General features: G+C 56.0%; 24 protein-coding genes and 3 pseudogenes (1 of these 27 running past the window's edge). 23 read left to right on the forward strand and 4 right to left on the reverse strand.

The window, feature by feature from the left end:
- Positions 1 to 579, reverse strand: the 5' portion of a protein-coding gene (locus FE240_RS15500) for an alkene reductase (protein ID WP_193002246.1). The gene continues 546 nt to the left of window position 1, outside the view; the window shows 579 of its 1,125 coding nt (coding positions 1-579); the start codon lies at positions 577 to 579; its stop codon lies off the left edge, out of view.
- Between the two features lie 1,412 nt (positions 580 to 1,991).
- On the opposite strand from FE240_RS15500, the pseudogene FE240_RS15505 reads away from it, so the two are divergent.
- Positions 1,992 to 2,495, forward strand: a pseudogene (locus FE240_RS15505) (CpaF/VirB11 family protein); the annotation flags it as partial.
- A 133-nt stretch (positions 2,496 to 2,628) separates the two neighbouring features.
- On the opposite strand, the gene FE240_RS15510 reads toward FE240_RS15505, so the two are convergent.
- Positions 2,629 to 5,514, reverse strand: a complete 2,886-nt coding sequence (locus FE240_RS15510; RefSeq protein WP_011116984.1) for a Tn3 family transposase — start codon at positions 5,512 to 5,514, stop codon at positions 2,629 to 2,631.
- Between the two features lie 125 nt (positions 5,515 to 5,639).
- On the opposite strand from FE240_RS15510, the gene FE240_RS15515 reads away from it, so the two are divergent.
- From FE240_RS15515 to FE240_RS15525, 3 genes are all read left to right on the forward strand, one after another.
- Positions 5,640 to 6,254, forward strand: a complete 615-nt coding sequence (locus FE240_RS15515; RefSeq protein WP_000904895.1) for a recombinase family protein — start codon at positions 5,640 to 5,642, stop codon at positions 6,252 to 6,254.
- Positions 6,255 to 6,319: 65 nt separating this feature from the next.
- The gene (gene aph(3'')-Ib / locus FE240_RS15520) at positions 6,320 to 7,123 is read left to right on the forward strand and encodes an aminoglycoside O-phosphotransferase APH(3'')-Ib (RefSeq protein ID WP_001082319.1); all 804 of its coding nucleotides are present in this window, start codon (positions 6,320 to 6,322) and stop codon (positions 7,121 to 7,123) included.
- Positions 7,123 to 7,959 (forward strand): aminoglycoside O-phosphotransferase APH(6)-Id, encoded by an 837-nt coding sequence (locus FE240_RS15525; RefSeq protein WP_000480968.1) that lies wholly within the window; start codon positions 7,123 to 7,125, stop codon positions 7,957 to 7,959. The genes aph(3'')-Ib and FE240_RS15525 overlap by 1 nt, the downstream gene beginning before the upstream one ends.
- Before the next feature lie 296 nt (positions 7,960 to 8,255).
- Here FE240_RS15525 and intI1 read toward each other — a convergent pair whose 3' ends face one another.
- The gene (intI1, locus tag FE240_RS15530; protein ID WP_143236976.1) at positions 8,256 to 9,230 is read right to left on the reverse strand and encodes a class 1 integron integrase IntI1; all 975 of its coding nucleotides are present in this window, start codon (positions 9,228 to 9,230) and stop codon (positions 8,256 to 8,258) included.
- Positions 9,231 to 9,581: 351 nt separating this feature from the next.
- Here intI1 and FE240_RS15535 point away from each other — a divergent pair, with 351 nt between their 5' ends.
- The 11 genes and pseudogenes from FE240_RS15535 to FE240_RS15590 form a co-directional block, all read left to right on the forward strand.
- Entirely contained in the window at positions 9,582 to 10,238 is a 657-nt protein-coding gene (locus FE240_RS15535; protein WP_000361704.1) for a quinolone resistance pentapeptide repeat protein QnrVC4, read from the forward strand.
- Positions 10,239 to 10,404: 166 nt separating this feature from the next.
- The gene (aac(6')-Ib, locus tag FE240_RS15540) at positions 10,405 to 10,959 is read left to right on the forward strand and encodes an AAC(6')-Ib family aminoglycoside 6'-N-acetyltransferase (protein ID WP_022631510.1); all 555 of its coding nucleotides are present in this window, start codon (positions 10,405 to 10,407) and stop codon (positions 10,957 to 10,959) included.
- Between the two features lie 214 nt (positions 10,960 to 11,173).
- Positions 11,174 to 12,433: a chloramphenicol efflux MFS transporter CmlA5 gene (locus tag FE240_RS15545; RefSeq protein ID WP_012300772.1), complete on the forward strand. Its 1,260-nt coding sequence runs from the start codon at positions 11,174 to 11,176 to the stop codon at positions 12,431 to 12,433.
- 264 nt (positions 12,434 to 12,697) lie between these two features.
- The gene (locus FE240_RS15550; RefSeq protein WP_000846390.1) at positions 12,698 to 13,498 is read left to right on the forward strand and encodes an oxacillin-hydrolyzing class D beta-lactamase OXA-10; all 801 of its coding nucleotides are present in this window, start codon (positions 12,698 to 12,700) and stop codon (positions 13,496 to 13,498) included.
- Between the two features lie 31 nt (positions 13,499 to 13,529).
- A complete protein-coding gene (locus tag FE240_RS15555; RefSeq protein ID WP_003159191.1) occupies positions 13,530 to 14,084 on the forward strand; it encodes an aminoglycoside N-acetyltransferase AAC(6')-Ib4 in 555 nt (184 codons plus the stop codon).
- A gap of 69 nt (positions 14,085 to 14,153) precedes the next feature.
- A complete protein-coding gene (gene aadA1 / locus FE240_RS15560; RefSeq protein ID WP_001209508.1) occupies positions 14,154 to 14,945 on the forward strand; it encodes an ANT(3'')-Ia family aminoglycoside nucleotidyltransferase AadA1 in 792 nt (263 codons plus the stop codon).
- Between the two features lie 34 nt (positions 14,946 to 14,979).
- Positions 14,980 to 15,453: a trimethoprim-resistant dihydrofolate reductase DfrA14 gene (gene dfrA14 / locus FE240_RS15565; RefSeq protein ID WP_004201280.1), complete on the forward strand. Its 474-nt coding sequence runs from the start codon at positions 14,980 to 14,982 to the stop codon at positions 15,451 to 15,453.
- 220 nt (positions 15,454 to 15,673) lie between these two features.
- Positions 15,674 to 15,940: a plasmid mobilization relaxosome protein MobC gene (mobC, locus tag FE240_RS19070; RefSeq protein WP_001144737.1), complete on the forward strand. Its 267-nt coding sequence runs from the start codon at positions 15,674 to 15,676 to the stop codon at positions 15,938 to 15,940.
- Between the two features lie 142 nt (positions 15,941 to 16,082).
- Positions 16,083 to 16,847, forward strand: a complete 765-nt coding sequence (locus FE240_RS15575; RefSeq protein ID WP_001389365.1) for an IS6-like element IS6100 family transposase — start codon at positions 16,083 to 16,085, stop codon at positions 16,845 to 16,847.
- Positions 16,848 to 17,380: 533 nt separating this feature from the next.
- The gene (locus FE240_RS15585; protein ID WP_094307857.1) at positions 17,381 to 18,952 is read left to right on the forward strand and encodes an ATP-binding cassette domain-containing protein; all 1,572 of its coding nucleotides are present in this window, start codon (positions 17,381 to 17,383) and stop codon (positions 18,950 to 18,952) included.
- A gap of 81 nt (positions 18,953 to 19,033) precedes the next feature.
- Positions 19,034 to 19,750, forward strand: a pseudogene (locus tag FE240_RS15590) (MFS transporter); the annotation flags it as partial.
- Positions 19,751 to 19,781: 31 nt separating this feature from the next.
- Here FE240_RS15590 and FE240_RS15595 read toward each other — a convergent pair.
- Positions 19,782 to 20,042, reverse strand: a complete 261-nt coding sequence (locus FE240_RS15595) for an EamA family transporter (RefSeq protein WP_425330936.1) — start codon at positions 20,040 to 20,042, stop codon at positions 19,782 to 19,784.
- 369 nt (positions 20,043 to 20,411) lie between these two features.
- On the opposite strand from FE240_RS15595, the gene FE240_RS15600 reads away from it, so the two are divergent.
- From FE240_RS15600 to FE240_RS15635, 8 genes and pseudogenes are all read left to right on the forward strand, one after another.
- Positions 20,412 to 21,116 (forward strand): IS6-like element IS26 family transposase, encoded by a 705-nt coding sequence (locus FE240_RS15600; protein WP_001067855.1) that lies wholly within the window; start codon positions 20,412 to 20,414, stop codon positions 21,114 to 21,116.
- Between the two features lie 52 nt (positions 21,117 to 21,168).
- Positions 21,169 to 21,489 (forward strand): annotated as a pseudogene (locus FE240_RS15605) (DUF4158 domain-containing protein); the annotation flags it as partial.
- A gap of 64 nt (positions 21,490 to 21,553) precedes the next feature.
- Positions 21,554 to 22,258, forward strand: coding sequence for an IS6-like element IS26 family transposase (locus FE240_RS15610; protein WP_001067855.1), 705 nt, complete (start codon positions 21,554 to 21,556; stop codon positions 22,256 to 22,258).
- A gap of 5 nt (positions 22,259 to 22,263) precedes the next feature.
- The gene (locus tag FE240_RS15615) at positions 22,264 to 22,404 is read left to right on the forward strand and encodes a hypothetical protein (protein WP_001044210.1); all 141 of its coding nucleotides are present in this window, start codon (positions 22,264 to 22,266) and stop codon (positions 22,402 to 22,404) included.
- A 485-nt stretch (positions 22,405 to 22,889) separates the two neighbouring features.
- Entirely contained in the window at positions 22,890 to 23,627 is a 738-nt protein-coding gene (locus tag FE240_RS15620; protein WP_001366550.1) for a recombinase family protein, read from the forward strand.
- Positions 23,624 to 23,848 carry a hypothetical protein gene (locus tag FE240_RS15625; RefSeq protein WP_000743213.1) on the forward strand — a complete coding sequence of 75 codons (225 nt, stop codon included), beginning with the start codon at positions 23,624 to 23,626 and terminating at the stop codon, positions 23,846 to 23,848. The genes FE240_RS15620 and FE240_RS15625 overlap by 4 nt, the downstream gene beginning before the upstream one ends.
- A 210-nt stretch (positions 23,849 to 24,058) precedes the next feature.
- A complete protein-coding gene (locus FE240_RS15630; RefSeq protein WP_001120888.1) occupies positions 24,059 to 25,552 on the forward strand; it encodes an IS91-like element ISCR2 family transposase in 1,494 nt (497 codons plus the stop codon).
- Between the two features lie 30 nt (positions 25,553 to 25,582).
- Positions 25,583 to 26,467 carry a DUF3363 domain-containing protein gene (locus tag FE240_RS15635; RefSeq protein WP_021598067.1) on the forward strand — a complete coding sequence of 295 codons (885 nt, stop codon included), beginning with the start codon at positions 25,583 to 25,585 and terminating at the stop codon, positions 26,465 to 26,467.
- The last annotated feature ends 120 nt before the right edge of the window (positions 26,468 to 26,587 follow it).

The raw sequence follows: 26,587 nt of genomic DNA on the forward strand, positions 1-26,587 counted from the left end.
GAACTGGTTTACCAGATACCCGTTCGCGCAGTGAAGCTCGACTCCGTCAAAACCTGCGTCCAAGGCATTTTGGGCGGCTTGGGCGTAGAGCTTAACCAGTTCTTTTACCTCCTTGGTGGACAGCGCGCGTGGGAGCGATGGTTCGGCCAGCACACCCGTGCCGGGGCCAGTCTCGATGAACACCTTGACGTTGTCCGCACGGATGGCTGATGGCGCGATAGGTGCTTCACCCCTGGGCTGCAATGATGTGTGCGACACGCGGCCCACATGCCAAAGTTGAGCAAAGATCACCCCCCCTTCGGCGTGAACAGCGTCGGTGACCTTACGCCAGCCTTGTATCTGTTCTGGGCTATGAATGCCTGGGGTCCAGGCGTAGCCCTGCCCCCTAGGCTCAATCTGGGTGCCCTCGGTCACCATAAAGCCAGCACCGCTGCGCTGACGGTAATAGGTGGCCATGAGGTCGTTCGTAATGTTGCCGGGTTGGGAGCTGCGCGAACGCGTCAGTGGCGGCAGAACGATACGGTTCTTGAGGGTGTATGGGCCCAGTTGGGTGGCGTTGAAGAGTTCTGACTTTGTCATTTCATTTACCTGCATATCTAAAATATTCAATATTTAGAGTCAAAAAAGCGTGGATACATGCCTCACAAGCGCCCGAGAGTTGTCTCGTTGAGACTGATATCGATGTTTTTCTTCTGGCTGTTGGCTTCCAGCCTTGATTTGTGGGGTTCCCGTCCTAGGCCCGAAGTCTTGTCGCCACCAAAGGTGGGGCATGGATCTCATGGTAGGTATTTATCCACATACGTCCGGTTTCCACCGCGCGTGCTACGCGCAGCGCCCGGTTGAACCTTGGATCCAAACTGCATCCGCTAGGCTGTACTCGGAGTCATTGGCCATGGCGATGACCTCAGCTTCATCCTTAAACGGATGTCGATAGCGCGACATTCACGCATGGGCTTGCCTAGATCAAGGTTTTCCAGAACGGCGGCTTCCAGCAGGTCGGCGATCTTCAGCAATGTATTTCGCGTTCCACTGGTGAGCGAGTACGCCTCGTGACGAAGGCACGTTGCGCAACCCGCACTGCGCGGTTCGCAGCGGTGGCATTTGGGATGCTGGTGAGAATTTCTTCGTTTACCGGGTTGATGATATCGAGAGTTTCACCGTCAGCCACCGGTTGTCGACAAACAGGCCGTCGCTGCTGCCGGGAAGGTGGCTTTGGTGGGTATCACTGGTGTTTTGTATGGGGCGCCTCCTGAGGTGAGTGCAGCGGATTCTGACTGAAGACTATTTTATATATTCATATATGTCAATATGCAGCTATGGCTTCGTACAAGCATTCCTATTGCCGCACTTTTTCATCTTGTTTCTGGTTCGGAGGCGATTCAGTAAAGCTGTCCATCAACACTTGACCCGTTGGGGCGCTTAAAACAAAAAAGCCTCTGTATAAACAGAGGCTTGAGCGCGAATTCGTTATAAAAATGTCTTAGGTAAATCCTAAAAAGGAAGGGCAGGAACATTACAGTGTAAATACTACTGTGTGTGTGAGTTGGTTGGGTGCATGGCAAGTAACGACAGCTTCTATCCACCTTGTTATCTCACCCACATGCCCATAAATCGCATTAAACCTATCATTAACGCTGTTCGTGTCAACATCTGATACTTATACGATAAAAAAGTTTACACAACTCTTCGAACGTCTTCCTCTGATTACTGAGGTCATACTACACCAGTTCTGAAGTCTCGGGGCTGTGATGATGAAAATCTAAGGTGGCTTTTAGCTTCATTGTTAGCTCATTCCCTGAATCGCCACCAGTGATTTAGACACTTCCCAGCCGTTCTTACTAGGGAAGGTGCGAATAAGTCATATGGCACGAGAGCATTTACTGGTAACCCATTGATATTAAATGACTAAAATTTTCATTTTTTGTTCTTGGGATACTTGTTCGCACTTTCCTTAGCAGTCTGAATGTCGCATTTGGACGGAAAATCCCTAGAACCCCATCATCGCGGGCAAGACCGGCTCGGGCAAAACCACGTTTGCCCGGTCGTTGATTGAAAAAGTGCCGCCCGAGGAACGCATCATCACGATTGAAGATGTGCACGAGCTTTTCTTGCCGAACCATCCGAACCGGGTTCACATGCTCTATGGCTACGGTGCGGGCCGGGTGTCGGCCGACGAGTGCTTGGCCGCGTGTATGCGCCAGTCACCCGACCGCATCTTTCTGGCCGAGCTGCGCGGCAATGAGGCTTGGGAATACCTCAATTCACTGAACACCGGGCATCCCGGCTCGATCACGACGACGCACGCGAACAATGCTTTGCAGACATTCGAGCGGTGCGCCACACTCATCAAGAAATCCGATGTGGGCCGTCAGCTCGAAATGGAAATGATAAAGCTGGTGCTCTACACGACAATTGACGTTGTGCTGTTCTTCAAAGATCGGAAGCTGGTCGAAGTGTTCTATGACCCGATCTTTTCCAAGTCCAAGATGGCTTAGCCGCCCTCCCCTCCCCTCGGCTGTATCGGGGAACCGGCAAGAAAGCCCGTAGCACGCGCTACGGGCTTTTTCTTGTCCCTGCTTACCTTCCGGCCTCCATGGGGTCGTTTGCGGGAGGGGGCGGAATCCTACGCTAAGGCTTTGGCCAGCGATATTCTCCGGTGAGATTGATGTGTTCCCATCCGAGCGGCGAAACATGGGCCAAGAGATCGGGCGATAGCAGCTTTCCATCGCGTTTCTGGTTTGCAACGACCTCGCCGAGCTTCATGGTGTTCCAGAAGATGATGATGGCGGCGAGCAGATTCATGCCGGCGATGCGGTAATGCTGGCCTTCGGCGGAACGGTCGCGGATTTCACCGCGGCGGTGGAAGCTGATTGCCCGCTTCAGCGCATGATGAGCTTCGCCTTTGTTGAGCCCGATCTGGGCACGCCGTTGGAGTTCGGCATCCAGAATCCAGTCGATCATGAACAGGGTGCGCTCGACGCGACCGACTTCCCGCAGGGCTGTCGCGAGCTCGTTCTGCCGCGGATAGGAGGCGAGTTTCCGCAGAATCTGGCTTGGCGCGACGGTCCCGGCAGCAATGGTGGCGGCGATGCGCAGGATGTCGGGCCAATTGCGCTCGATCATGGCTTGGTTGACCTTTCCGCCGATCAACGCTCGCAGGTGCGCCGGGGCGGCCGACGGATTGAACGCGTAGAGCCGTTTGGATGGCAGGTCGCGGATGCGCGGAGCGAACCGGTAGCCGAGAATGGCACATGCGGCAAAGACGTGATCGGTGAAGCCGCCCGTGTCGGTGAACTGCTCGCGGATATGGCGTCCAGCATCGTTCATCAGCAGGCCATCGAGGATGTAAGGCGCTTCGCTTGCCGTTGCAGGAATCACCTGGGTTGCGAACGGCGCATATTGGTCGGAGACGTGGCTATAGGCTTTCAGGCCCGGGGTATTGCCATATTTCGCGTTGACCAGGTTCATGGCCTCACCTTGCTCTGTAGCGACGAAGAACTGTCCGTCGCTCGAAGCCGACGTGCCCATGCCCCAGAACCGGGCCATGGGTAACGCTGCCTGTGCCTCGACCACCATGGCCAGCGCCCGGTCATAGGCTTCGCCCTCGACATGCCACCGTCCAATGCGGATCAATTCCCAGAAGGTGTGGGTGTTTGTCGCATCCGCCATTTTGCGCAAGCCGAGGTTGATCCCTTCCGCCAAGATAACGTTCATTAGCCCGATCCGGTCAGCGCAGGGTGCTCCTGTGCGCAGATGGGTGAACGCTTCGGTGAAGCCGGTCGCCGCATCCACCTCCAGCAGGAGATCGGTGATGCGCGTGGGCGGGATCTGCTTGTAGAGATCGAGCACCAGATCTTCGGCGCCTGTCGGCGCGGCGGCTTCGAGTTTCTCGATATGCAGAACGCCGTTTTCAATCGACCCGCCCGGGATCGTGCCTGCGCGAGCGGCACGGCCAAGCTCGCGCAACCGCATGTCGAGGCGAGCTTGCCGGTCTGCCAGCCATTCCTCCGGCCGCAATGGCACAGCGAGACGACCGCCTTCCGCGATGGCTTGTGCCGGAACGAGTGCGTGTTTCAGATCGCCATAGCGCCGGGACCTAGTAAGCCAGACATCTCCGGAGCGGAACGCATCGCGCAGATGGAACAGCACCGCGATCTCCCATAGGCGAGCGTCGCCAGCCCTCTGGGCCCGAAGGTGGCGATGCCATTTCGAGCTGGGCCGCAAGAAGCTGGTCATCGCGGCATCGTTCAAACCGGTACGAAGGGCCGTCACCGCTTCCAGAAGCGGCAGTGCAACGGGCGCAGCTCGCAGATCGAGCAGGCGCAACATGCGTGGAGCGTATCGGCGGAAGCGGTGATAACCGTCGAGCACATGATTGAGCGGATCGTCGGCCATGGTGGCGGTCAGCCTGGTTGCCATTGCAACAAGGGTTTTTAAGCCGTCCCACCCTGACCCACTCGCGATGACATCGCCCAGCGGCTGGCCATCATCCTGTGCATCGACCAGGGCGCCCCCGATCTCGGCGAAGGATTTCAGGGTGTCACGCACCACCCCCGCTTCGTCTGCGACCTTTGCATGGCAAATACGCTCCGAAGCACGGTAGAGACGGCCGACGATCCGGTCGTGGGTTTCGACCACTGCGTCGGCCAACATCGCCTGCCATTCCGAGACGCAAACAGCCAAGATCGCAAGCCGCCTGTCCTCCGGGAGATCGCGCATGCCGTCGGCATAATACCGTTCACCCTGCCTGCGCAGACGAGTCACCCGATGGGCAGGAACGCCGGCAAGCAGATCCTCGGGGAGATCGACGCGTTGCAGATATTCGAGCCGGTCGAGCAGCCGGTTGGCCGACGAAGAGTTCGAGCCAGGCTCGAACTGGCGCAGCCACACAAAACGGGTCACCCGATCATCAGCCGTCTCCTCGAGCAATGCCAGCAACTGTTCTCGGATCGACATAGGCAGCCGACTGGCGATCCTCGTCTCGATGCGTCGCTCGGCATCGACGAGAGCCGCGGCACAAAGCCGCTCGATCGTGGATGTCGCGGGAAGGACAGTGCGGGTGCGTCGGCACTCGGCTACGAAGCGACGGGCGATATCCTCGTTCGACACCGCCATCTCGGCTTCTCGGAACAACCATTCCTTCAGCTCGCTCGCACCACGTCCGGAGAAGGTGCGGAAGCCGTAGAGCCCCCGTAACTCGGCAAGATGCTCGTGCCGTGTTTCCTCGCGGGCAGCATAGTCTACGAGATCGTCGGCACCCAGGCCAAGCTGCGCTCCGATAAATTCGATGACCTCTGCAGGGATCAGTTCGCCTGGAGCCAGCACCCGGCCGGGATAGCGCAGGACACACAATTGCAGGGCGAAGCCGAACCTGTTGTGAGCGCGCCGACGCAGCCTGATATGCCCAAAGTCTTCATCACTCAGCGTATAGTGCTTGAGCAAATCCGTCTGTGAAGTCGGCAAGCGCAACAGCGCGTCTTTCTGCCGATCGGTTAGAGTGACGCGACGCGGCATACATGTTCCTTTTTCAAAATCTGATAGCGTTCAAGACGCTTTGTTTATGAAGCTGGTTGAGATACATTTCCAGAGGTCAATGCAATCGTGGCCGAAGCGCCGCCTCAAACCAACGTTTGTGATACATGCTGATCGGATATGCCCGCGTCTCCAAAGCCGATGGCTCGCAGTCTCTCGACCTGCAGCACGACGCCTTGCGCGCCGCAGGTGTCGAACGGGACAATATCTATGATGATCTTGCTTCCGGCGGTCGTGATGATCGCCTTGGCTTGACTGCCTGCCTCAAGTCATTGCGTGACGGCGATGTGCTGGTGGTCTGGAAGCTCGATCGCCTCGGACGATCGCTTGCCCATCTCGTCAACACGGTGAAGGAGCTGTCAGACCGCAAGATCGGCCTGCGGGTTCTGACTGGAAAGGGCGCTCAGATCGACACCACGACTGCGTCCGGTCGCATGGTGTTCGGAATCTTCGCCACCTTGGCCGAGTTCGAGCGGGATCTGATCCGAGAGCGCACCATGGCGGGTCTCGCCTCCGCGAGAGCGCGCGGTCGCAAGGGCGGACGAAAATTCGCGCTCACCAAAGCTCAGGTGCGTCTCGCGCAAGCCGCCATGGCCCAGCGCGATACTTCAGTTTCCGATCTCTGCAAGGAACTCGGCATCGAGCGCGTCACTCTCTACCGATATGTCGGTCCCAAAGGCGAGCTCAGAGACCATGGAAAGCATGTTCTCGGACTTACGTAGCAACTCGTTTCTTTTCGCAGGTTGAGCCACCTCCGCGCTTCATCAGAAAACTGAAGGAACCTCCATTGAATCGAACTAATATTTTTTTTGGTGAATCGCATTCTGACTGGTTGCCTGTCAGAGGCGGAGAATCTGGTGATTTTGTTTTTCGACGTGGTGACGGGCATGCCTTCGCGAAAATCGCACCTGCTTCCCGCCGCGGTGAGCTCGCTGGAGAGCGTGACCGCCTCATTTGGCTCAAAGGTCGAGGTGTGGCTTGCCCCGAGGTGATCAACTGGCAGGAGGAACAGGAGGGTGCATGCTTGGTGATAACGGCAATTCCGGGAGTACCGGCGGCTGATCTGTCTGGAGCGGATTTGCTCAAAGCGTGGCCGTCAATGGGGCAGCAACTTGGCGCTGTTCACAGCCTATCGGTTGATCAATGTCCGTTTGAGCGCAGGCTGTCGCGAATGTTCGGACGCGCCGTTGATGTGGTGTCCCGCAATGCCGTCAATCCCGACTTCTTACCGGACGAGGACAAGAGTACGCCGCAGCTCGATCTTTTGGCTCGTGTCGAACGAGAGCTACCGGTGCGGCTCGACCAAGAGCGCACCGATATGGTTGTTTGCCATGGTGATCCCTGCATGCCGAACTTCATGGTGGACCCTAAAACTCTTCAATGCACGGGTCTGATCGACCTTGGGCGGCTCGGAACAGCAGATCGCTATGCCGATTTGGCACTCATGATTGCTAACGCCGAAGAGAACTGGGCAGCGCCAGATGAAGCAGAGCGCGCCTTCGCTGTCCTATTCAATGTATTGGGGATCGAAGCCCCCGACCGCGAACGCCTTGCCTTCTATCTGCGATTGGACCCTCTGACTTGGGGTTGATGTTCATGCCGCCTGTTTTTCCTGCTCATTGGCACGTTTCGCAACCTGTTCTCATTGCGGACACCTTTTCCAGCCTCGTTTGGAAAGTTTCATTGCCAGACGGGACTCCTGCAATCGTCAAGGGATTGAAACCTATAGAAGACATTGCTGATGAACTGCGCGGGGCCGACTATCTGGTATGGCGCAATGGGAGGGGAGCAGTCCGGTTGCTCGGTCGTGAGAACAATCTGATGTTGCTCGAATATGCCGGGGAGCGAATGCTCTCTCACATCGTTGCCGAGCACGGCGACTACCAGGCGACCGAAATTGCAGCGGAACTAATGGCGAAGCTGTATGCCGCATCTGAGGAACCCCTGCCTTCTGCCCTTCTCCCGATCCGGGATCGCTTTGCAGCTTTGTTTCAGCGGGCGCGCGATGATCAAAACGCAGGTTGTCAAACTGACTACGTCCACGCGGCGATTATAGCCGATCAAATGATGAGCAATGCCTCGGAACTGCGTGGGCTACATGGCGATCTGCATCATGAAAACATCATGTTCTCCAGTCGCGGCTGGCTGGTGATAGATCCCGTCGGTCTGGTCGGTGAAGTGGGCTTTGGCGCCGCCAATATGTTCTACGATCCGGCTGACAGAGACGACCTTTGTCTCGATCCTAGACGCATTGCACAGATGGCGGACGCATTCTCTCGTGCGCTGGACGTCGATCCGCGTCGCCTGCTCGACCAGGCGTACGCTTATGGGTGCCTTTCCGCAGCTTGGAACGCGGATGGAGAAGAGGAGCAACGCGATCTAGCTATCGCGGCCGCGATCAAGCAGGTGCGACAGACGTCATACTAGATATCAAGCGACTTCTCCTATCCCCTGGGAACACATCAATCTTACCGGAGAATATCGTTGGCCAAAGCCTTAGCGTAGGATTTCGCCCTCTCCCGCAAACGACCCCTATGCGGCGACCTCGCCGAGATCTGGGGAGACGGGATCCTGAGCCGCCGGCGAGAGCTCGCCGGCCAGAGCATCCAGGGGTTCTAGGGATTTTCCGTCCAAAAACGACAAAGTGCTCTGGAGGCCACGCCGTCCGCGGCCTCCAGAGGGGTATTACTTTTTTGGCGCTTCACATAGCCAGTCACAATAAATCAATCACTTAGCAGTCTGAATGTCGCATTTGGACGGAAAATCCCTAGAACCCCAGAGACGTCGGAATGGCCGAGCAGATCCTGCACGGTTCGAATGTCGTAACCGCTGCGGAGCAAGGCCGTCGCGAACGAGTGGCGGAGGGTGTGCGGTGTGGCGGGCTTCGTGATGCCTGCTTGTTCTACGGCACGTTTGAAGGCGCGCTGAAAGGTCTGGTCATACATGTGATGGCGACGCACGACACCGCTCCGTGGATCGGTCGAATGCGTGTGCTGCGCAAAAACCCAGAACCACGGCCAGGAATGCCCGGCGCGCGGATACTTCCGCTCAAGGGCGTCGGGAAGCGCAACGCCGCTGCGGCCCTCGGCCTGGTCCTTCAGCCACCATGCCCGTGCACGCGACAGCTGCTCGCGCAGGCTGGGTGCCAAGCTCTCGGGTAACATCAAGGCCCGATCCTTGGAGCCCTTGCCCTCCCGCACGATGATCGTGCCGTGATCGAAATCCAGATCCTTGACCCGCAGTTGCAAACCCTCACTGATCCGCATGCCCGTTCCATACAGAAGCTGGGCGAACAAACGATGCTCGCCTTCCAGAAAACCGAGGATGCGAACCACTTCATCCGGGGTCAGCACCACCGGCAAGCGCCGCGACGGCCGAGGTCTTCCGATCTCCTGAAGCCAGGGCAGATCCGTGCACAGCACCTTGCCGTAGAAGAACAGCAAGGCCGCCAATGCCTGACGATGCGTGGAGACCGAAACCTTGCGCTCGTTCGCCAGCCAGGACAGAAATGCCTCGACTTCGCTGCTGCCCAAGGTTGCCGGGTGACGCACACCGTGGAAACGGATGAAGGCACGAACCCAGTGGACATAAGCCTGTTCGGTTCGTAAGCTGTAATGCAAGTAGCGTATGCGCTCACGCAACTGGTCCAGAACCTTGACCGAACGCAGCGGTGGTAACGGCGCAGTGGCGGTTTTCATGGCTTGTTATGACTGTTTTTTTGTACAGTCTATGCCTCGGGCATCCAAGCAGCAAGCGCGTTACGCCGTGGGTCGATGTTTGATGTTATGGAGCAGCAACGATGTTACGCAGCAGGGCAGTCGCCCTAAAACAAAGTTATGTGTTTTTCTTGCAAGCGCCATGATTAATCAAAACTTTTTTCTAGCCATGCGGCATGGGTGAATTAAAAAACAGTGCCTTAGAGCGTCAATTTGGTACCTTATTTTTGCGATTTTAAGTGGTTGTAAGTTGCTGTTTTTAAGGTGTTTATTTTTCTTGAGAACTGGTTGGTAAATGTTAGTCTTCGACTCAAATAGAAAGAGGGCTAGAAAATGGATAAAACAGACCAGTTATATGTACAAGCAGACTTTTCACATCAAGACATGAGTGGTCAGTATTTTAAAAATTGCAAATTTTTCTGCTGTTCCTTTAAACGAGCGAACCTCCGCGATACACAATTTGTAGATTGTTCTTTCATTGAACGAGGTGAATTAGAGGGGTGTGATTTTTCTTACTCGGATCTTAGAGATGCATCTTTTAAAAACTGCAGTCTTTCAATGTCGTATTTCAAAGGTGCAAATTGTTTTGGTATCGAGTTCAGAGAATGCGATTTAAAGGGTGCCAATTTTGCTCAAGCTAGCTTCATGAATCAGGTATCGAACAGAATGTATTTTTGTTCAGCTTATATAACAGGTTGTAATCTTTCATACGCCAACTTTGAAAGGCAGTGTATCGAAAAGTGTGATTTGTTTGAGAATAGATGGATTGGCGCAAATCTGAGTGGTGCATCATTTAAAGAGTCTGATTTAAGTCGGGGAGTATTTTCTGAAGGGTGTTGGAGCCAGTGTAGGTTGCAAGGTTGTGATTTGAGCCACTCGGAGTTGTATGGTTTAGACCCTCGGAAAGTTGACCTTACAGGTGTAAAAATCTGTTCGTGGCAGCAAGAACAACTTTTAGAGCAATTAGGTTTAATAGTAGTTCCTGACTAAATTTGATGGTTTGAACACACACATAACAAACGCCTCAAGAGGGACTGTCAACGCGTGGCGTTTCCAGTCCCAATGAGCTGTGGTGGTTACGGCTGTTGTGTTTGGGTTTAGTGTCATGCGTTGCCAGCCCCTTAGGCGGGCGTTAGGCATCACAAAGTACAGCATCGTGACCAACAGCAACGATTCCGTCACACTGCGCCTCATGACTGAGCATGACCTTGCGATGCTCTATGAGTGGCTAAATCGATCTCATATCGTCGAGTGGTGGGGCGGAGAAGAAGCACGCCCGACACTTGCTGACGTACAGGAACAGTACTTGCCAAGCGTTTTAGCGCAAGAGTCCGTCACTCCATACATTGCAATGCTGAATGGAGAGCCGATTGGGTATGCCCAGTCGTACGTTGCTCTTGGAAGCGGGGACGGATGGTGGGAAGAAGAAACCGATCCAGGAGTACGCGGAATAGACCAGTCACTGGCGAATGCATCACAACTGGGCAAAGGCTTGGGAACCAAGCTGGTTCGAGCTCTGGTTGAGTTGCTGTTCAATGATCCCGAGGTCACCAAGATCCAAACGGACCCGTCGCCGAGCAACTTGCGAGCGATCCGATGCTACGAGAAAGCGGGGTTTGAGAAGCAAGGTACCGTAACCACCCCAGATGGTCCAGCCGTGTACATGGTTCAAACACGCCAGGCATTCGAGCGAACACGCAGTGATGCCTAAGTCAAACGTTGGGCGCACAATAAGGCTCCTCGCAGAGTTGCTTGAAAGTTGTTACGATTCAAATTCAATCATGAGATAGTCAGCAGATGAGCACTTCCAAGAACGCAGACAAGTAAGCCGCAGCAACCTTCATTTTTCGGTTGTTGCGGCGTTCTCATGAATCCTTTTGCTCTACGGGAGCGCCGCCAAATCCTTTGTTCAAGGAGATGGTTTCGTGCGCTCAAAAAACTTTAGTTGGCGGTACTCCCTTGCCGCCACGGTGTTGTTGTTATCACCGTTCGATTTATTGGCATCACTCGGCATGGACATGTACTTGCCAGCAGTGCCGTTTATGCCAAACGCGCTTGGTACGACAGCGAGCACAATTCAGCTTACGCTGACAACGTACTTGGTCATGATTGGTGCCGGTCAGCTCTTGTTTGGACCGCTATCGGACCGACTGGGGCGCCGCCCCGTTCTACTGGGAGGTGGCCTCGCCTACGTTGTGGCGTCAATGGGCCTCGCTCTTACGTCATCGGCTGAAGTCTTTCTGGGGCTTCGGATTCTTCAGGCTTGTGGTGCCTCGGCGTGCCTTGTTTCCACATTTGCAACAGTACGTGACATTTACGCAGGTCGCGAGGAAAGTAATGTCATTTACGGCATACTCGGATCCATGCTGGCCATGGTCCCGGCGGTAGGCCCATTGCTCGGAGCGCTCGTCGACATGTGGCTTGGGTGGCGGGCTATCTTTGCGTTTCTAGGTTTGGGCATGATCGCTGCATCTGCAGCAGCGTGGCGATTCTGGCCTGAAACCCGGGTGCAACGAGTTGCGGGCTTGCAATGGTCGCAGCTGCTACTCCCCGTTAAGTGCCTGAACTTCTGGTTGTACACGTTGTGTTACGCCGCTGGAATGGGTAGCTTCTTCGTCTTTTTCTCCATTGCGCCCGGACTAATGATGGGCAGGCAAGGTGTGTCTCAGCTTGGCTTCAGCCTGCTGTTCGCCACAGTGGCAATTGCCATGGTGTTTACGGCTCGTTTTATGGGGCGTGTGATACCCAAGTGGGGCAGCCCAAGTGTCTTGCGAATGGGAATGGGATGCCTGATAGCTGGAGCAGTATTGCTTGCCATCACCGAAATATGGGCTTCGCAGTCCGTGTTAGGCTTTATTGCTCCAATGTGGCTAGTGGGTATTGGTGTCGCCACAGCGGTATCTGTGTCGCCCAATGGCGCTCTTCGAGGATTCGACCATGTTGCTGGAACGGTCACGGCAGTCTACTTCTGCTTGGGCGGTGTACTGCTAGGAAGCATCGGAACGTTGATCATTTCGCTGTTGCCGCGCAACACGGCTTGGCCGGTTGTCGTGTACTGTTTGACCCTTGCAACAGTCGTGCTCGGTCTGTCTTGTGTTTCCCGAGTGAAGGGCTCTCGCGGCCAGGGGGAGCATGATGTGGTCGCGCTACAAAGTGCGGAAAGTACATCAAATCCCAATCGTTGAGAGAATGTGGCAAGCTATCGCCCAACAAATCGCTGCAGCCGACCCAAAACCGCTACGCGGTTTCGGTCGGCTGAGCTCAGGCGTTAGGCCTCGCCGAAGCGAAAGATCGCTACTTGAAGTGTTGACGCCTTTGTTTTAAAGTTTCGCGTCTATCTTTCTGATTTTGTTAAAAAATCAGACTTTGATTAATCATGTTAGACGTCAGAGGTATTTTGACTTAAACGCCTCTGAGGTCGAATTAACGTTAGCCACCAAGAAGGTGCCATGAAAACATTTGCCGCATATGTAATTATCGCGTGTCTTTCGAGTACGGCATTAGCTGGTTCAATTACAGAAAATACGTCTTGGAACAAAGAGTTCTCTGCCGAAGCCGTCAATGGTGTCTTCGTGCTTTGTAAAAGTAGCAGTAAATCCTGCGCTACCAATGACTTAGCTCGTGCATCAAAGGAATATCTTCCAGCATCAACATTTAAGATCCCCAACGCAATTATCGGCCTAGAAACTGGTGTCATAAAGAATGAGCATCAGGTTTTCAAATGGGACGGAAAGCCAAGAGCCATGAAGCAATGGGAAAGAGACTTGACCTTAAGAGGGGCAATACAAGTTTCAGCTGTTCCCGTATTTCAACAAATCGCCAGAGAAGTTGGCGAAGTAAGAATGCAGAAATACCTTAAAAAATTTTCCTATGGCAACCAGAATATCAGTGGTGGCATTGACAAATTCTGGTTGGAAGGCCAGCTTAGAATTTCCGCAGTTAATCAAGTGGAGTTTCTAGAGTCTCTATATTTAAATAAATTGTCAGCATCTAAAGAAAACCAGCTAATAGTAAAAGAGGCTTTGGTAACGGAGGCGGCACCTGAATATCTAGTGCATTCAAAAACTGGTTTTTCTGGTGTGGGAACTGAGTCAAATCCTGGTGTCGCATGGTGGGTTGGGTGGGTTGAGAAGGAGACAGAGGTTTACTTTTTCGCCTTTAACATGGATATAGACAACGAAAGTAAGTTGCCGCTAAGAAAATCCATTCCCACCAAAATCATGGAAAGTGAGGGCATCATTGGTGGCTAAAACAAAGTTAGGCATCACAAAGTACAGCATCGTGACCAACAGCAACGATTCCGTCACACTGCGCCTCATGACTGAGCATGACCTTGCGATGCTCTATGAGTGGCTAAATCGATCTCATATTGTCGAGTGGTGGGGCGGAGAAGAAGCACGCCCGACACTTGCTGACGTACAGGAACAGTACTTGCCAAGCGTTTTAGCGCAAGAGTCCGTCACTCCATACATTGCAATGCTGAATGGAGAGCCGATTGGGTATGCCCAGTCGTACGTTGCTCTTGGAAGCGGGGACGGATGGTGGGAAGAAGAAACCGATCCAGGAGTACGCGGAATAGACCAGTCACTGGCGAATGCATCACAACTGGGCAAAGGCTTGGGAACCAAGCTGGTTCGAGCTCTGGTTGAGTTGCTGTTCAATGATCCCGAGGTCACCAAGATCCAAACGGACCCGTCGCCGAGCAACTTGCGAGCGATCCGATGCTACGAGAAAGCGGGGTTTGAGAGGCAAGGTACCGTAACCACCCCAGATGGTCCAGCCGTGTACATGGTTCAAACACGCCAGGCATTCGAGCGAACACGCAGTGATGCCTAACCCTTCCATCGAGGGGGACGTCCAAGGGCTGGCGCCCTTGGCCGCCCCTCATGTCAAACGTTAAACATCATGAGGGAAGTGGTGATCGCCGAAGTATCGACTCAACTATCAGAGGTAGTTGGCGTCATCGAGCGCCATCTCGAACCGACGTTGCTGGCCGTACATTTGTACGGCTCCGCAGTGGATGGCGGCCTGAAGCCACACAGTGATATTGATTTGCTGGTTACGGTGACCGTAAGGCTTGATGAAACAACGCGGCGAGCTTTGATCAACGACCTTTTGGAAACTTCGGCTTCCCCTGGAGAGAGCGAGATTCTCCGCGCTGTAGAAGTCACCATTGTTGTGCACGACGACATCATTCCGTGGCGTTATCCAGCTAAGCGCGAACTGCAATTTGGAGAATGGCAGCGCAATGACATTCTTGCAGGTATCTTCGAGCCAGCCACGATCGACATTGATCTGGCTATCTTGCTGACAAAAGCAAGAGAACATAGCGTTGCCTTGGTAGGTCCAGCGGCGGAGGAACTCTTTGATCCGGTTCCTGAACAGGATCTATTTGAGGCGCTAAATGAAACCTTAACGCTATGGAACTCGCCGCCCGACTGGGCTGGCGATGAGCGAAATGTAGTGCTTACGTTGTCCCGCATTTGGTACAGCGCAGTAACCGGCAAAATCGCGCCGAAGGATGTCGCTGCCGACTGGGCAATGGAGCGCCTGCCGGCCCAGTATCAGCCCGTCATACTTGAAGCTAGACAGGCTTATCTTGGACAAGAAGAAGATCGCTTGGCCTCGCGCGCAGATCAGTTGGAAGAATTTGTTCACTACGTGAAAGGCGAGATCACCAAGGTAGTCGGCAAATAATGTCTAACTCAAGCGTTAACCCAGGATGAGAACCTTGAAAGTATCATTGATGGCTGCGAAAGCGAAAAACGGCGTGATTGGTTGCGGTCCAGACATACCCTGGTCCGCGAAAGGGGAGCAGCTACTTTTTAAAGCATTGACCTACAATCAGTGGCTTCTGGTGGGTCGCAAGACGTTTGAATCTATGGGCGCACTCCCCAATAGGAAATACGCGGTCGTTACCCGCTCAGGTTGGACATCAAATGATGACAATGTAGTTGTATTTCAGTCAATCGAAGAGGCCATGGACAGGCTAGCTGAATTCACCGGTCACGTTATAGTGTCTGGTGGCGGAGAAATTTACCGAGAAACATTACCCATGGCCTCTACGCTCCACTTATCGACGATCGACATCGAGCCAGAGGGGGATGTTTTCTTCCCGAGTATTCCAAATACCTTCGAAGTTGTTTTTGAGCAACACTTTACTTCAAACATTAACTATTGCTATCAAATTTGGAAAAAGGGTTAACAAAGCTATGCAATCGACGGCAAAAAGCTTCGTTCGCTTCGCGCACTACGCCTTTTCCGCGATTGATAGCGACGTTATGTGAATATTGAAATGAGCATTCCAAAGAAAGGAAGTAGAAAAATTATCGTGGGCGAAAATGAGTTTTTGTGGCTCATTAGGTCAAAACTCACATATTCGCAGGACTGTTTAGGTACAGAAATGACTGCGGTCGTTGAACCGGATGCCGGTCCTCACTGATGAAGAAGTGAACACCGTACGGGAATCGTGCCGGCAGCTTGGAGCTATCGGCCGGAACCTCAACCAGGTGGCCAGGGCCTTGAACATCGAGTTCAGGGAAAGTGACAAGCTCAAGCAAGAGGCCATCGAAAAACTGGCCGAACGGATCGACCAGCATTTGGACCATGTGTCTGAGCTGTTCGATAAGACCTGGAGCCGGTGGCACGATTGTCATTTTCAGAAGACGACTGCACCAGTTGATTGGGCGTAATGGCTGTTGTGCAGCCAGCTCCTGACAGTTCAATATCAGAAGTGATCTGCACCAATCTCGACTATGCTCAATACTCGTGTGGGCTCTGTTGCAAAAATCGTGAAGCTTGAGCATGCTTGGCGGAGATTGGACGGACGGAACGATGACGGATTTCAAGTGGCGCCATTTCCAGGGTGATGTGATCCTGTGGGCGGTGCGCTGGTATTGTCGCTATCCGATCAGCTATCGCGACCTTGAGGAAATGCTGGCGGAACGCGGCATTTCGGTCGACCATACGACGATCTATCGCTGGGTCCAGTGCTACGCCCCGGAGATGGAGAAGCGGCTGCGCTGGTTCTGGCGGCGTGGCTTTGATCCGAGCTGGCGCCTGGATGAAACCTACGTCAAGGTGCGGGGCAAGTGGACCTACCTGTACCGGGCAGTCGACAAGCGGGGCGACACGATCGATTTCTACCTGTCGCCGACCCGCAGCGCCAAGGCAGCGAAGCGGTTCCTGGGCAAGGCCCTGCGAGGCCTGAAGCACTGGGAAAAGCCTGCCACGCTCAATACCGACAAAGCGCCGAGCTATGGTGCAGCGATCACCGAATTGAAGCGCGAAGGAAAGCTGGACCGGGAGACGGCCCACCGGCAGGTGAAGTATCTCAATAACGTGATCGAGGCCGATCACGGAAAGCTCAAGATACTGATCAAGCCGGTGCGCGGTTTCAAATCGATCCCCACGGCCTATGCCACGATCAAGGGATTCGAAGTCATGCGAGCCCTGCGCAAAGGACAGGCTCGCCCCTGGTGCCTGCAGCCCGGCATCAGGGGCGAGGTGCGCCTTGTGGAGAGAGCTTTTGGCATTGGGCCCTCGGCGCTGACGGAGGCCATGGGCATGCTCAACCACCATTTCGCAGCAGCCGCCTGATCGGCGCAGAGCGACAGCCTACCTCTGACTGCCGCCAATCTTTGCAACAGAGCCTCCGTCGCCATGCTCACCTCGCTTTGGTGCACACGAGTATTGAGCATAGTCGAGATTGGTGCAGATCACTTCTGATATTGAACTGTCAGGAGCTGGCTGCACAACAGCCATTACGCCCAATCAACTGGTGCAGTCGTCTTCTGAAAATGACACATGGCATCTGACATCAAGTTAGGGTATAGCCCAGACTGACACTTGACTTATTGATACAACATGCAAGTGAGTGATACCGGAACATTTGGCATTTTTTACTATCTGAAGTATGATTTTACTTTCATCAGTAAAGAGTATTTCGCCGATGCGCATTTAACCTGTCCGCACCCCACTTTTGATTCTTCTCCCGCCAGGGAGAGCGGGTGCGTCTCACCGTGACAGGTTGATGCTGATTCCTCTGCTGTTTTCCCACTTGTGGACACGTGTCCCTGTCATTTGGTTTAGCTCTTGGCCTGCGGCTTCCGCATTGGCCTACAGGAGTTCAGATGACCCATATCGCATGTCATATCAACACTTTGCAGCTGCCCTTCGTCGCCTGTACTGTGCCCCTTACCTTCACTTTGCCCGCTGCGGGCTGCACCCTGATCGGCCGTAACGGCATCGGCAAGAGCCTGCTGCTGGAACTGCTGGCGGGCCAGCGCCGCGCGGATTCTGGCAAGATCGAGTGGTTGACCCCCATCAGCTGGTTGTCCCAGTTTGCACCGGCTCAAGATCATGACTGCGCAGCCAGTGTGGCCGACCTTATCGGCTGGGGCGAGCCGCTACGGGCCCTTGAGCGCATCGAGCAGGGGAGCTGCGCCCAGGACGATTTCGAGTTGCTGGCTGATCGCTGGAACCTGCGCAGCGATCTTGCCGACCTGCTGGCAGAAGCAGGCCTCAGACTCGATCCCCATGTCCCGGTCAGCACCCTGAGCGGTGGCCAGCTCACCCGTTTGCGCCTGCTGGCGCTGTTTGCGAGGCCTGCTCACTTTCTGTTGCTTGATGAGCCAGACAACCACCTCGATGCCTCTGGCATCGACTGGCTAAGCCAGCAACTGGCCAGACATCGCGGAGGTTACCTGCTGGTGAGCCACGACCGGCGCCTGCTCAATCAAACCAGTCAGATTCTGGAGCTGAGCGAGCAGGGGTTACAGAGTGCCCGCCTCTCGTTTGACGAGTTTCTGGCACAGCAGGCCGAGGTACAGGCTGCCCGCAGCACCAGTTTGGCGCAAGCGGTGCGAGGCGAAAAGGCGGCGGCGCGCAGCTTGCAAAAAGTGCGTGAACAGGCGGCCAGACGAGCCAGTCAGGGGCGGCGTGAGCGCGGCTCCCAAGCCAAAATCCTGCTTGATTTCAAGGCGGAACAGGCAGGCAAATCCCTTGGCAGAGTGCTGGACCGCCACGAGCGGGGCCACAGTGCGCAAGTGGAGGCCCGCACCGAGGCAGCAGCCGCGCTGGCGGCGGTGCAGCCGCTCATCATGCAGTGGCCGGAGGAGATCGAGCGCAAGGGGGCTGCCCAGCCGCTGGTGATTACGGCTGCGTCTCACGTGCGCTGGCATGGCCAGCGGGTTGATCTGGTGCTGCAACGGGGTGAGCGCTGTTTGCTCGGCGGTCGCAATGGCTGCGGCAAATCGAGTCTGCTGCAGATGTTGCGCGGGGTGCTGGAGCCCGAGACGGGCAGCTTTCGCATCAATGGCAAGATGGCTTGCCTCGATCAGGGGCTCAGCCTGATTGCGCGGGATCTCAGCCCGCTTGCCAACCTGTTGACAGTGGCTCCGACACTGGCCGAGAGTGATGCGAGAACACGGCTGGCGGGCATAGCCCTGCGCGGCGATCGCGCTCTGACGCCTTGTCATGGTCTGAGTGGGGGGGAGAGGTTAAAACTGGGTCTGCTGATGGTACTGGCGCAACTGCCCGACCTGCTGCTGCTCGATGAACCGGACAACCATCTGGATCACCCCTCGCGTCAGTTGCTCACTCAGGTCCTGGCGGACTACCCAGGCACTCTGCTATTGGTTTCTCACGATCCCGACTTCGTTGCAGGGGTTGGGGTTGGTAAAGAATTAAATCTTTCAGAGTGACCGCAAGATGATTGACCTAGATGCCCTTGTGGCAGGGGGTTAGAGGAGTTGACGGAAATTTCGGCGGTTCCGGCTTACAACCCCTTCTTCGCCGCGGCAGCCTTGAACGGCCTCAATTTCCTGACGGGCTGTTTCCTTTTGCCGGAGTCGCACAAAGGCGAACGCCGGCCGTTACGCCGGGAGGCTCTCAACCCGCTCGCTTCGTTCCGGTGGGCCCGGGGCATGACCGTCGTCGCCGCCCTGATGGCGGTCTTCTTCATCATGCAACTTGTCGGACAGGTGCCGGCCGCGCTTTGGGTCATTTTCGGCGAGGATCGCTTTCACTGGGACGCGACCACGATCGGCATTTCGCTTGCCGCATTTGGCATTCTGCATTCACTCGCCCAGGCAATGATCACCGGCCCTGTAGCCGCCCGGCTCGGCGAAAGGCGGGCACTCATGCTCGGAATGATTGCCGACGGCACAGGCTACATCCTGCTTGCCTTCGCGACACGGGGATGGATGGCGTTCCCGATCATGGTCCTGCTTGCTTCGGGTGGCATCGGAATGCCGGCGCTGCAAACAATGTTGTCCAGGCAGGTGGATGAGGAACGTCAGGGGCAGCTGCAAGGCTCACTGGCGGCGCTCACCAGCCTGACCTCGATCGTCGGACCCCTCCTCTTCACGGCGATCTATGCGGCTTCTATAACAACGTGGAACGGGTGGGCATGGATTGCAGGCGCTGCCCTCTACTTGCTCTGCCTGCCGGCGCTGCGTCGCGGGCTTTGGAGCGGCGCAGGGCAACGAGCCGATCGCTGATCGTGGAAACGATAGGCCTATGCCATGCGGGTCAAGGCGACTTCCGGCAAGCTATACGCGCCCTAGGAGTGCGGTTGGAACGTTGGCCCAGCCAGATACTCCCGATCACGAGCAGGACGCCGATGATTTGAAGCGCACTCAGCGTCTGATCCAAGAACAACCATCCTAGCAACACGGCGGTCCCCGGGCTGAGAAAGCCCAGTAAGGAAACAACTGTAGGTTCGAGTCGCGAGATCCCCCGGAACCAAAGGAAGTAGGTTAAACCCGCTCCGATCAGGCCGAGCCACGCCAGGCCGAGAACATTGGGGTTCTAGGGATTTTCCGTCCAAAAACGACAAAGTGCTCTGGAGGCCACGCCGTCCGCGGCCTCCAGAGGGGTATTACTTTTTTGGCGCTTCACATAGCCAGTCACAATAAATCAATCACTTAGCAGTCTGAATGTCGCATTTGGACGGAAAATCCCTAGAACCCCTCACGGCAGAAACGATTGACGCAGGCTATATTTCTATTATTCTGGAAATATAGATAAAGGAGGTATTATGGATTTAAACACTGCTGCAAACGCACTTCGAGAACTGGGCCACCCGACACGTCTCAGGGCACTGTTGCAAATAGTCGGTGGTGATAAACTTATCATCCCCTTTTGCTGATGGAGCTGCACATGAACCCATTCAAAGGCCGGCATTTTCAGCGTGACATCATTCTGTGGGCCGTACGCTGGTACTGCAAATACGGCATCAGTTACCGTGAGCTGCAGGAGATGCTGGCTGAACGCGGAGTGAATGTCGATCACTCCACGATTTACCGCTGGGTTCAGCGTTATGCGCCTGAAATGGAAAAACGGCTGCGCTGGTACTGGCGTAACCCTTCCGATCTTTGCCCGTGGCACATGGATGAAACCTACGTGAAGGTCAATGGCCGCTGGGCGTATCTGTACCGGGCCGTCGACAGCCGGGGCCGCACTGTCGATTTTTATCTCTCCTCCCGTCGTAACAGCAAAGCTGCATACCGGTTTCTGGGTAAAATCCTCAACAACGTGAAGAAGTGGCAGATCCCGCGATTCATCAACACGGATAAAGCGCCCGCCTATGGTCGCGCGCTTGCTCTGCTCAAACGCGAAGGCCGGTGCCCGTCTGACGTTGAACACCGACAGATTAAGTACCGGAACAACGTGATTGAATGCGATCATGGCAAACTGAAACGGATAATCGGCGCCACGCTGGGATTTAAATCCATGAAGACGGCTTACGCCACCATCAAAGGTATTGAGGTGATGCGTGCACTACGCAAAGGCCAGGCCTCAGCATTTTATTATGGTGATCCCCTGGGCGAAATGCGCCTGGTAAGCAGAGTTTTTGAAATGTAAGGCCTTTGAATAAGACAAAAGGCTGCCTCATCGCTAACTTTGCAACAGTGCCCGGCATTTTACCGCCAGACAGCTCGGGATTCGTGATATCACCGTTCTTGCAGAATACGGTCAGAGGGAAAATACCCGCCGTGAGCATGCAGCGCTGATACGTCAGCACTATCAGTATCGTGAATTTGCCTGGCCCTGGACATTTCGCCTTACCCGTCTTTTATATACCCGGAGCTGGATAAGCAACGAACGTCCTGGCCTGCTTTTCGATCTGGCGACAGGGTGGCTTATGCAACATCGTATTATTCTCCCCGGAGCCACTACGCTGACCCGGTTGATTTCAGAGGTAAGGGAAAAGGCGACGTTGCGCCTGTGGAACAAACGGCACTGTTGCAAATAGTCGGTGGTGATAAACTTATCATCCCCTTTTGCTGATGGAGCTGCACATGAACCCATTCAAAGGCCGGCATTTTCAGCGTGACATCATTCTGTGGGCCGTACGCTGGTACTGCAAATACGGCATCAGTTACCGTGAGCTGCAGGAGATGCTGGCTGAACGCGGAGTGAATGTCGATCACTCCACGATTTACCGCTGGGTTCAGCGTTATGCGCCTGAAATGGAAAAACGGCTGCGCTGGTACTGGCGTAACCCTTCCGATCTTTGCCCGTGGCACATGGATGAAACCTACGTGAAGGTCAATGGCCGCTGGGCGTATCTGTACCGGGCCGTCGACAGCCGGGGCCGCACTGTCGATTTTTATCTCTCCTCCCGTCGTAACAGCAAAGCTGCATACCGGTTTCTGGGTAAAATCCTCAACAACGTGAAGAAGTGGCAGATCCCGCGATTCATCAACACGGATAAAGCGCCCGCCTATGGTCGCGCGCTTGCTCTGCTCAAACGCGAAGGCCGGTGCCCGTCTGACGTTGAACACCGACAGATTAAGTACCGGAACAACGTGATTGAATGCGATCATGGCAAACTGAAACGGATAATCGGCGCCACGCTGGGATTTAAATCCATGAAGACGGCTTACGCCACCATCAAAGGTATTGAGGTGATGCGTGCACTACGCAAAGGCCAGGCCTCAGCATTTTATTATGGTGATCCCCTGGGCGAAATGCGCCTGGTAAGCAGAGTTTTTGAAATGTAAGGCCTTTGAATAAGACAAAAGGCTGCCTCATCGCTAACTTTGCAACAGTGCCGCGCGACGAGCAGCAGCACCAGGAGCAGAAGCACGTCGAGAAAAAGCAACAGCAGATCGAGCAGCGCCCACGGCGGGCCGCTCGCATCGGATAAGTCGAAAAATCCGGCTAAAGTGGCCGAGCTGCACATCAGGCCGCGCGGTTTTCCTCCCTGATCGCCGGCGCGGTTTCTTCCTCCCTGAACCGCATGCAGACTTGCCGCCTCGGACACCCCGAGGCGGTTTTTTTTCGCCTCGCTCGAGCATCGCCGCATCCGACGATGCCGAGACGACCAGGCCGCGCACGTCGAGCTGCAGCATCGCCATTGCCGACGATGGCACCAGGTCGCCGGCGGTGGCCACCGACCTCGAGCTCGCATCGCCACATCCGACGATGCGCGCCGGCGTCGACCATCGCCAGGTCTGACGATGGCGGCCGCCCTGCCCTGGATCTCGCATCGCCATTTCTGGCGATGAGATCCACGGAGCGGCCATTTAGACCCGCCAATAACGACCCGGCCAAGATAAATCGCATGACGGCCTTTTTGGCCGGGGGTAGCATGACCGGACACTTTGCGTATGCCCAAAGGAGCCCGCAAGTATGCGCAGGACGAAGCCAGTAGCCGCGCCGATGGTGGCGCGGGTCTATCTGCGCGTCAGCACCGACGCGCAGGACTTGGAACGCCAAGAGGCGATCACTACGGCCGCGAAGGCCGCCGGCTACTACGTCGCCGGCATCTACCGTGAGAAGGCATCCGGCGCACGCGCCGACCGGCCTGAGCTGCTGCGCATGATCGGCGACCTACAGCCCGGCGAGGTGGTCATTGCCGAGAAGATCGACCGCATCAGCCGCCTACCTTTGCCCGAGGCCGAGCGCCTGGTGGCCTCGATACAGGCCAAAGGCGCACGCCTGGCCGTCCCTGGCGTGGTCGATCTATCCGACCTGGCGGCCGAGGCCCAGGGCGTCGCCAAGATCGTACTGGAAGCCGTGCAGATCATGCTTTTTCGCCTGGCCTTGCAGATGGCCCGCGACGACTACGAGGACAGGCGCGAACGCCAGCGCCAAGGCATTGAGTTGGCCCGCCAGGCCGGGCGGTACAAGGGCCGCCGTGCTGATCCGAAGCGCCGCGCCCAAGTTGTCGCGCTGCGCAAGTCCGGCTACAGCATCAACAAGACCGCCGAGCTGGCCGGGTACAGTGCGGCCCAGGTGAAACGGATATGGGCCGAGGTCAGCCAGGCCGAAGCGAAGCAGCACGGCGCGTTCGTGGAGGACGCATTGACGGAAGCCGATGCCCTGGCCGCTGTCGGCCAGGATGAGCGCCAGGAGGAAAGGGCATGAAGAAGCCGAACCAAGACGACGAGCCGTTTTTCATCACCGAGGAGATTGCGGCCGAAATGATCGCCGGCGGCTATGAGTTCGAGCTGCCGCCCATTCCTTGCACCATCCGCCTACGCGACGTGCTGGAGCGCATGACCGATGCTGAGCTAGCATTGCAGCCGGGCGAGATCGCCGACCAGGAGCGTGAACGCTGCCGGCGCAAGCCGTGTTCAACCTCATGATCTGGTCATGGTATTTTTCATGGCACTGAGCCTGATAGTTCTTGCAAATTGTTGTCACTAAAGGGTTTTGTGTGCTTGTTTACAATCGAGTGGGAGTGACGGGCACTGGCTGGCAATGTCTAGCAACGGCAGGCATTTCGGCTGAGGGTAAAAGAACTTTCCGCTAAGCGATAGACTGTATGTAAACACAGTATTGCAAGGACGCGGAACATGCCTCATGTGGCGGCCAGGACGGCCAGCCGGGATCGGGATACTGGTCGTTACCAGAGCCACCGACCCGAGCAAACCCTTCTCTATCAGATCGTTGACGAGTATTACCCGGCATTCGCTGCGCTTATGGCAGAGCAGGGAAAGGAATTGCCGGGCTATGTGCAACGGGAATTTGAAGAATTTCTCCAATGCGGGCGGCTGGAGCATGGCTTTCTACGGGTTCGCTGCGAGTCTTGCCACGCCGAGCACCTGGTCGCTTTCAGCTGTAAGCGTCGCGGTTTCTGCCCGAGCTGTGGGGCGCGGCGGATGGCCGAAAGTGCCGCCTTGCTGGTTGATGAAGTACTGCCTGAACAACCCATGCGTCAGTGGGTGTTGAGCTTCCCGTTTCAGCTGCGTTTCCTGTTTGCCAGCCGGCCCGAGATCATGGGGTGGGTGCTGGGCATCGTTTACCGCGTCATTGCCACGCACCTGGTCAAGAAAGCGGGCCATACCCACCAAGTGGCCAAGACGGGCGCGGTCACCCTGATCCAGCGTTTTGGATCGGCGCTCAATCTGAATGTTCACTTCCACATGCTGTTTCTCGACGGTGTGTATGTCGAGCAATCCCACGGCTCAGCGCGTTTCCGCTGGGTCAAGGCGCCGACCAGCCCAGAGCTCACCCAGCTGACGCACACCATCGCCCACCGGGTGGGTCGCTATCTGGAACGGCAAGGCCTGCTGGAACGGGATGTCGAAAACAGCTATCTGGCCTCGGATGCGGTGGATGACGACCCGATGACACCCCTGCTGGGGCACTCGATCACTTACCGTATCGCTGTCGGTTCACAGGCGGGGCGAAAGGTGTTCACTTTGCAAACTCTGCCGACCAGTGGTGATCCGTTCGGTGACGGGATTGGCAAGGTAGCCGGGTCCAGCCTGCACGCCGGCGTGGCGGCCAGGGCCGATGAACGCAAGAAGCTCGAACGGCTGTGCCGGTACATCAGCCGCCCGGCGGTATCCGAGAAGCGGCTGTCGTTAACACGAGGCGGCAACGTGCGCTACCAGCTCAAGACGCCGTACCGGGACGGCACCACGCACGTCATTTTCGAACCATTGGATTTCATTGCAAGGCTGGCCGCCCTGGTACCGAAGCCCAGAGTCAACCTAACCCGCTTCCACGGGGTGTTCGCACCCAACAGTCGGCACCGGGCGTTGGTCACGCCGGCAAAACGGGGCAGGGGCAACAAGGTCAGGGTGGCTGATGAACCGGCAACACCAGCACAACGGCGAGCGTCGATGACATGGGCGCAACGGCTCAAGCGTGTTTTCAATATCGACATCGAGACCTGCAGCGGCTGCGGCGGCGCCATGAAAGTCATCGCCTGCATTGAAGACCCTATAGTGATCAAGCAGATCCTTGATCACCTGAAGCACAAAGCCGAAACCAGCGGGACCAGGGCGTTACCCGAAAGCCGGGCGCCACCGGCTGAGCTGCTCCTGGGTCTGTTTGACTGACGAGCCTGAAGGCCAACGATACCAATCAAAATGCTGCGTTCACAGCGCCGCGGCAGGGATCCGCCGTGCTGGTTGTCGGAAAAGGAGCCGCTAGTGGGAAAGAGGAGGGTAAATTTTCAGCGTTGCTGGCTCCCCGTCAGCCGGATTGGGTTGCATCGCAGGGGTGTCGAAAGAGTCAACTGCGGTCCAAAGCTGTTGGACTTGGGTGAAAAGGGCGTTTATTCTTCCTATACGTGCCGCGTTCCAGGCGGCGACTATGAGGGCTATGTCGATGCCCATGTGCGCCGGCTGGAGGCGCTACGCCGGGCCGGTATCGTCGAGCGGATCGACGCCGACCAATGGCGCATCCCCAATGATCTGGTCAGCCGTGCCGCCGCCCATGACGCCGGCCGAGACAGTCAGGCCAGCGTTCGCGTCCTTTCCCCGGTCGATCTGAACAAACAGATCGGATCGGACGGCGCGACCTGGCTGGACCGGCGGCTGATCCACGGCGAGACGGCCGACCTTGCGCCAACCGGCTTCGGGCAACAAGTCCGCGAAGCCATGGACCAGCGCCGCGAGCACCATATCGAACAGGGCGACGCCACCCGCAGCCGGGACAGCCGCGTCTTCTACCGGCGCAACCTTCTCGCCATCCTGCGGGAGCGCGAGGTAGCCGGCGTCGGATCGGATATGGCTTTGAGTAAGGGCCTGCCGTTCCGCGCCGCCACGGACGGCGAGAGCGTCAGCGGCAAGTTTACCGGAACCGTGCATCTATCGAGCGGCAAGTTCGCCGTGGTCGAGAAATCCCATGAGTTCACCCTTGTCCCGTGGCGGCCGATCATCGACCGCCAACTCGGCCGCGAGGTTATGGGCATCGTGCAGGGCGGGTCGGTGTCGTGGCAGTTAGGGCGGCAGAGGGGGCTGGAACGCTGAGTGCGCCCATGCCGCATTGCGAAGCAAAAGATAATCGGATAAAATGTAGCAATTCATATTCGTAAGCGTGGAGTAATCAGATGGGAAATTCCAAGTCAGCAGACAAGTAAGCCGCAACAA

Origin of the sequence: Aeromonas simiae (assembly GCF_014892695.1) — a bacterium.
Taxonomy (GTDB): domain Bacteria; phylum Pseudomonadota; class Gammaproteobacteria; order Enterobacterales; family Aeromonadaceae; genus Aeromonas; species Aeromonas simiae.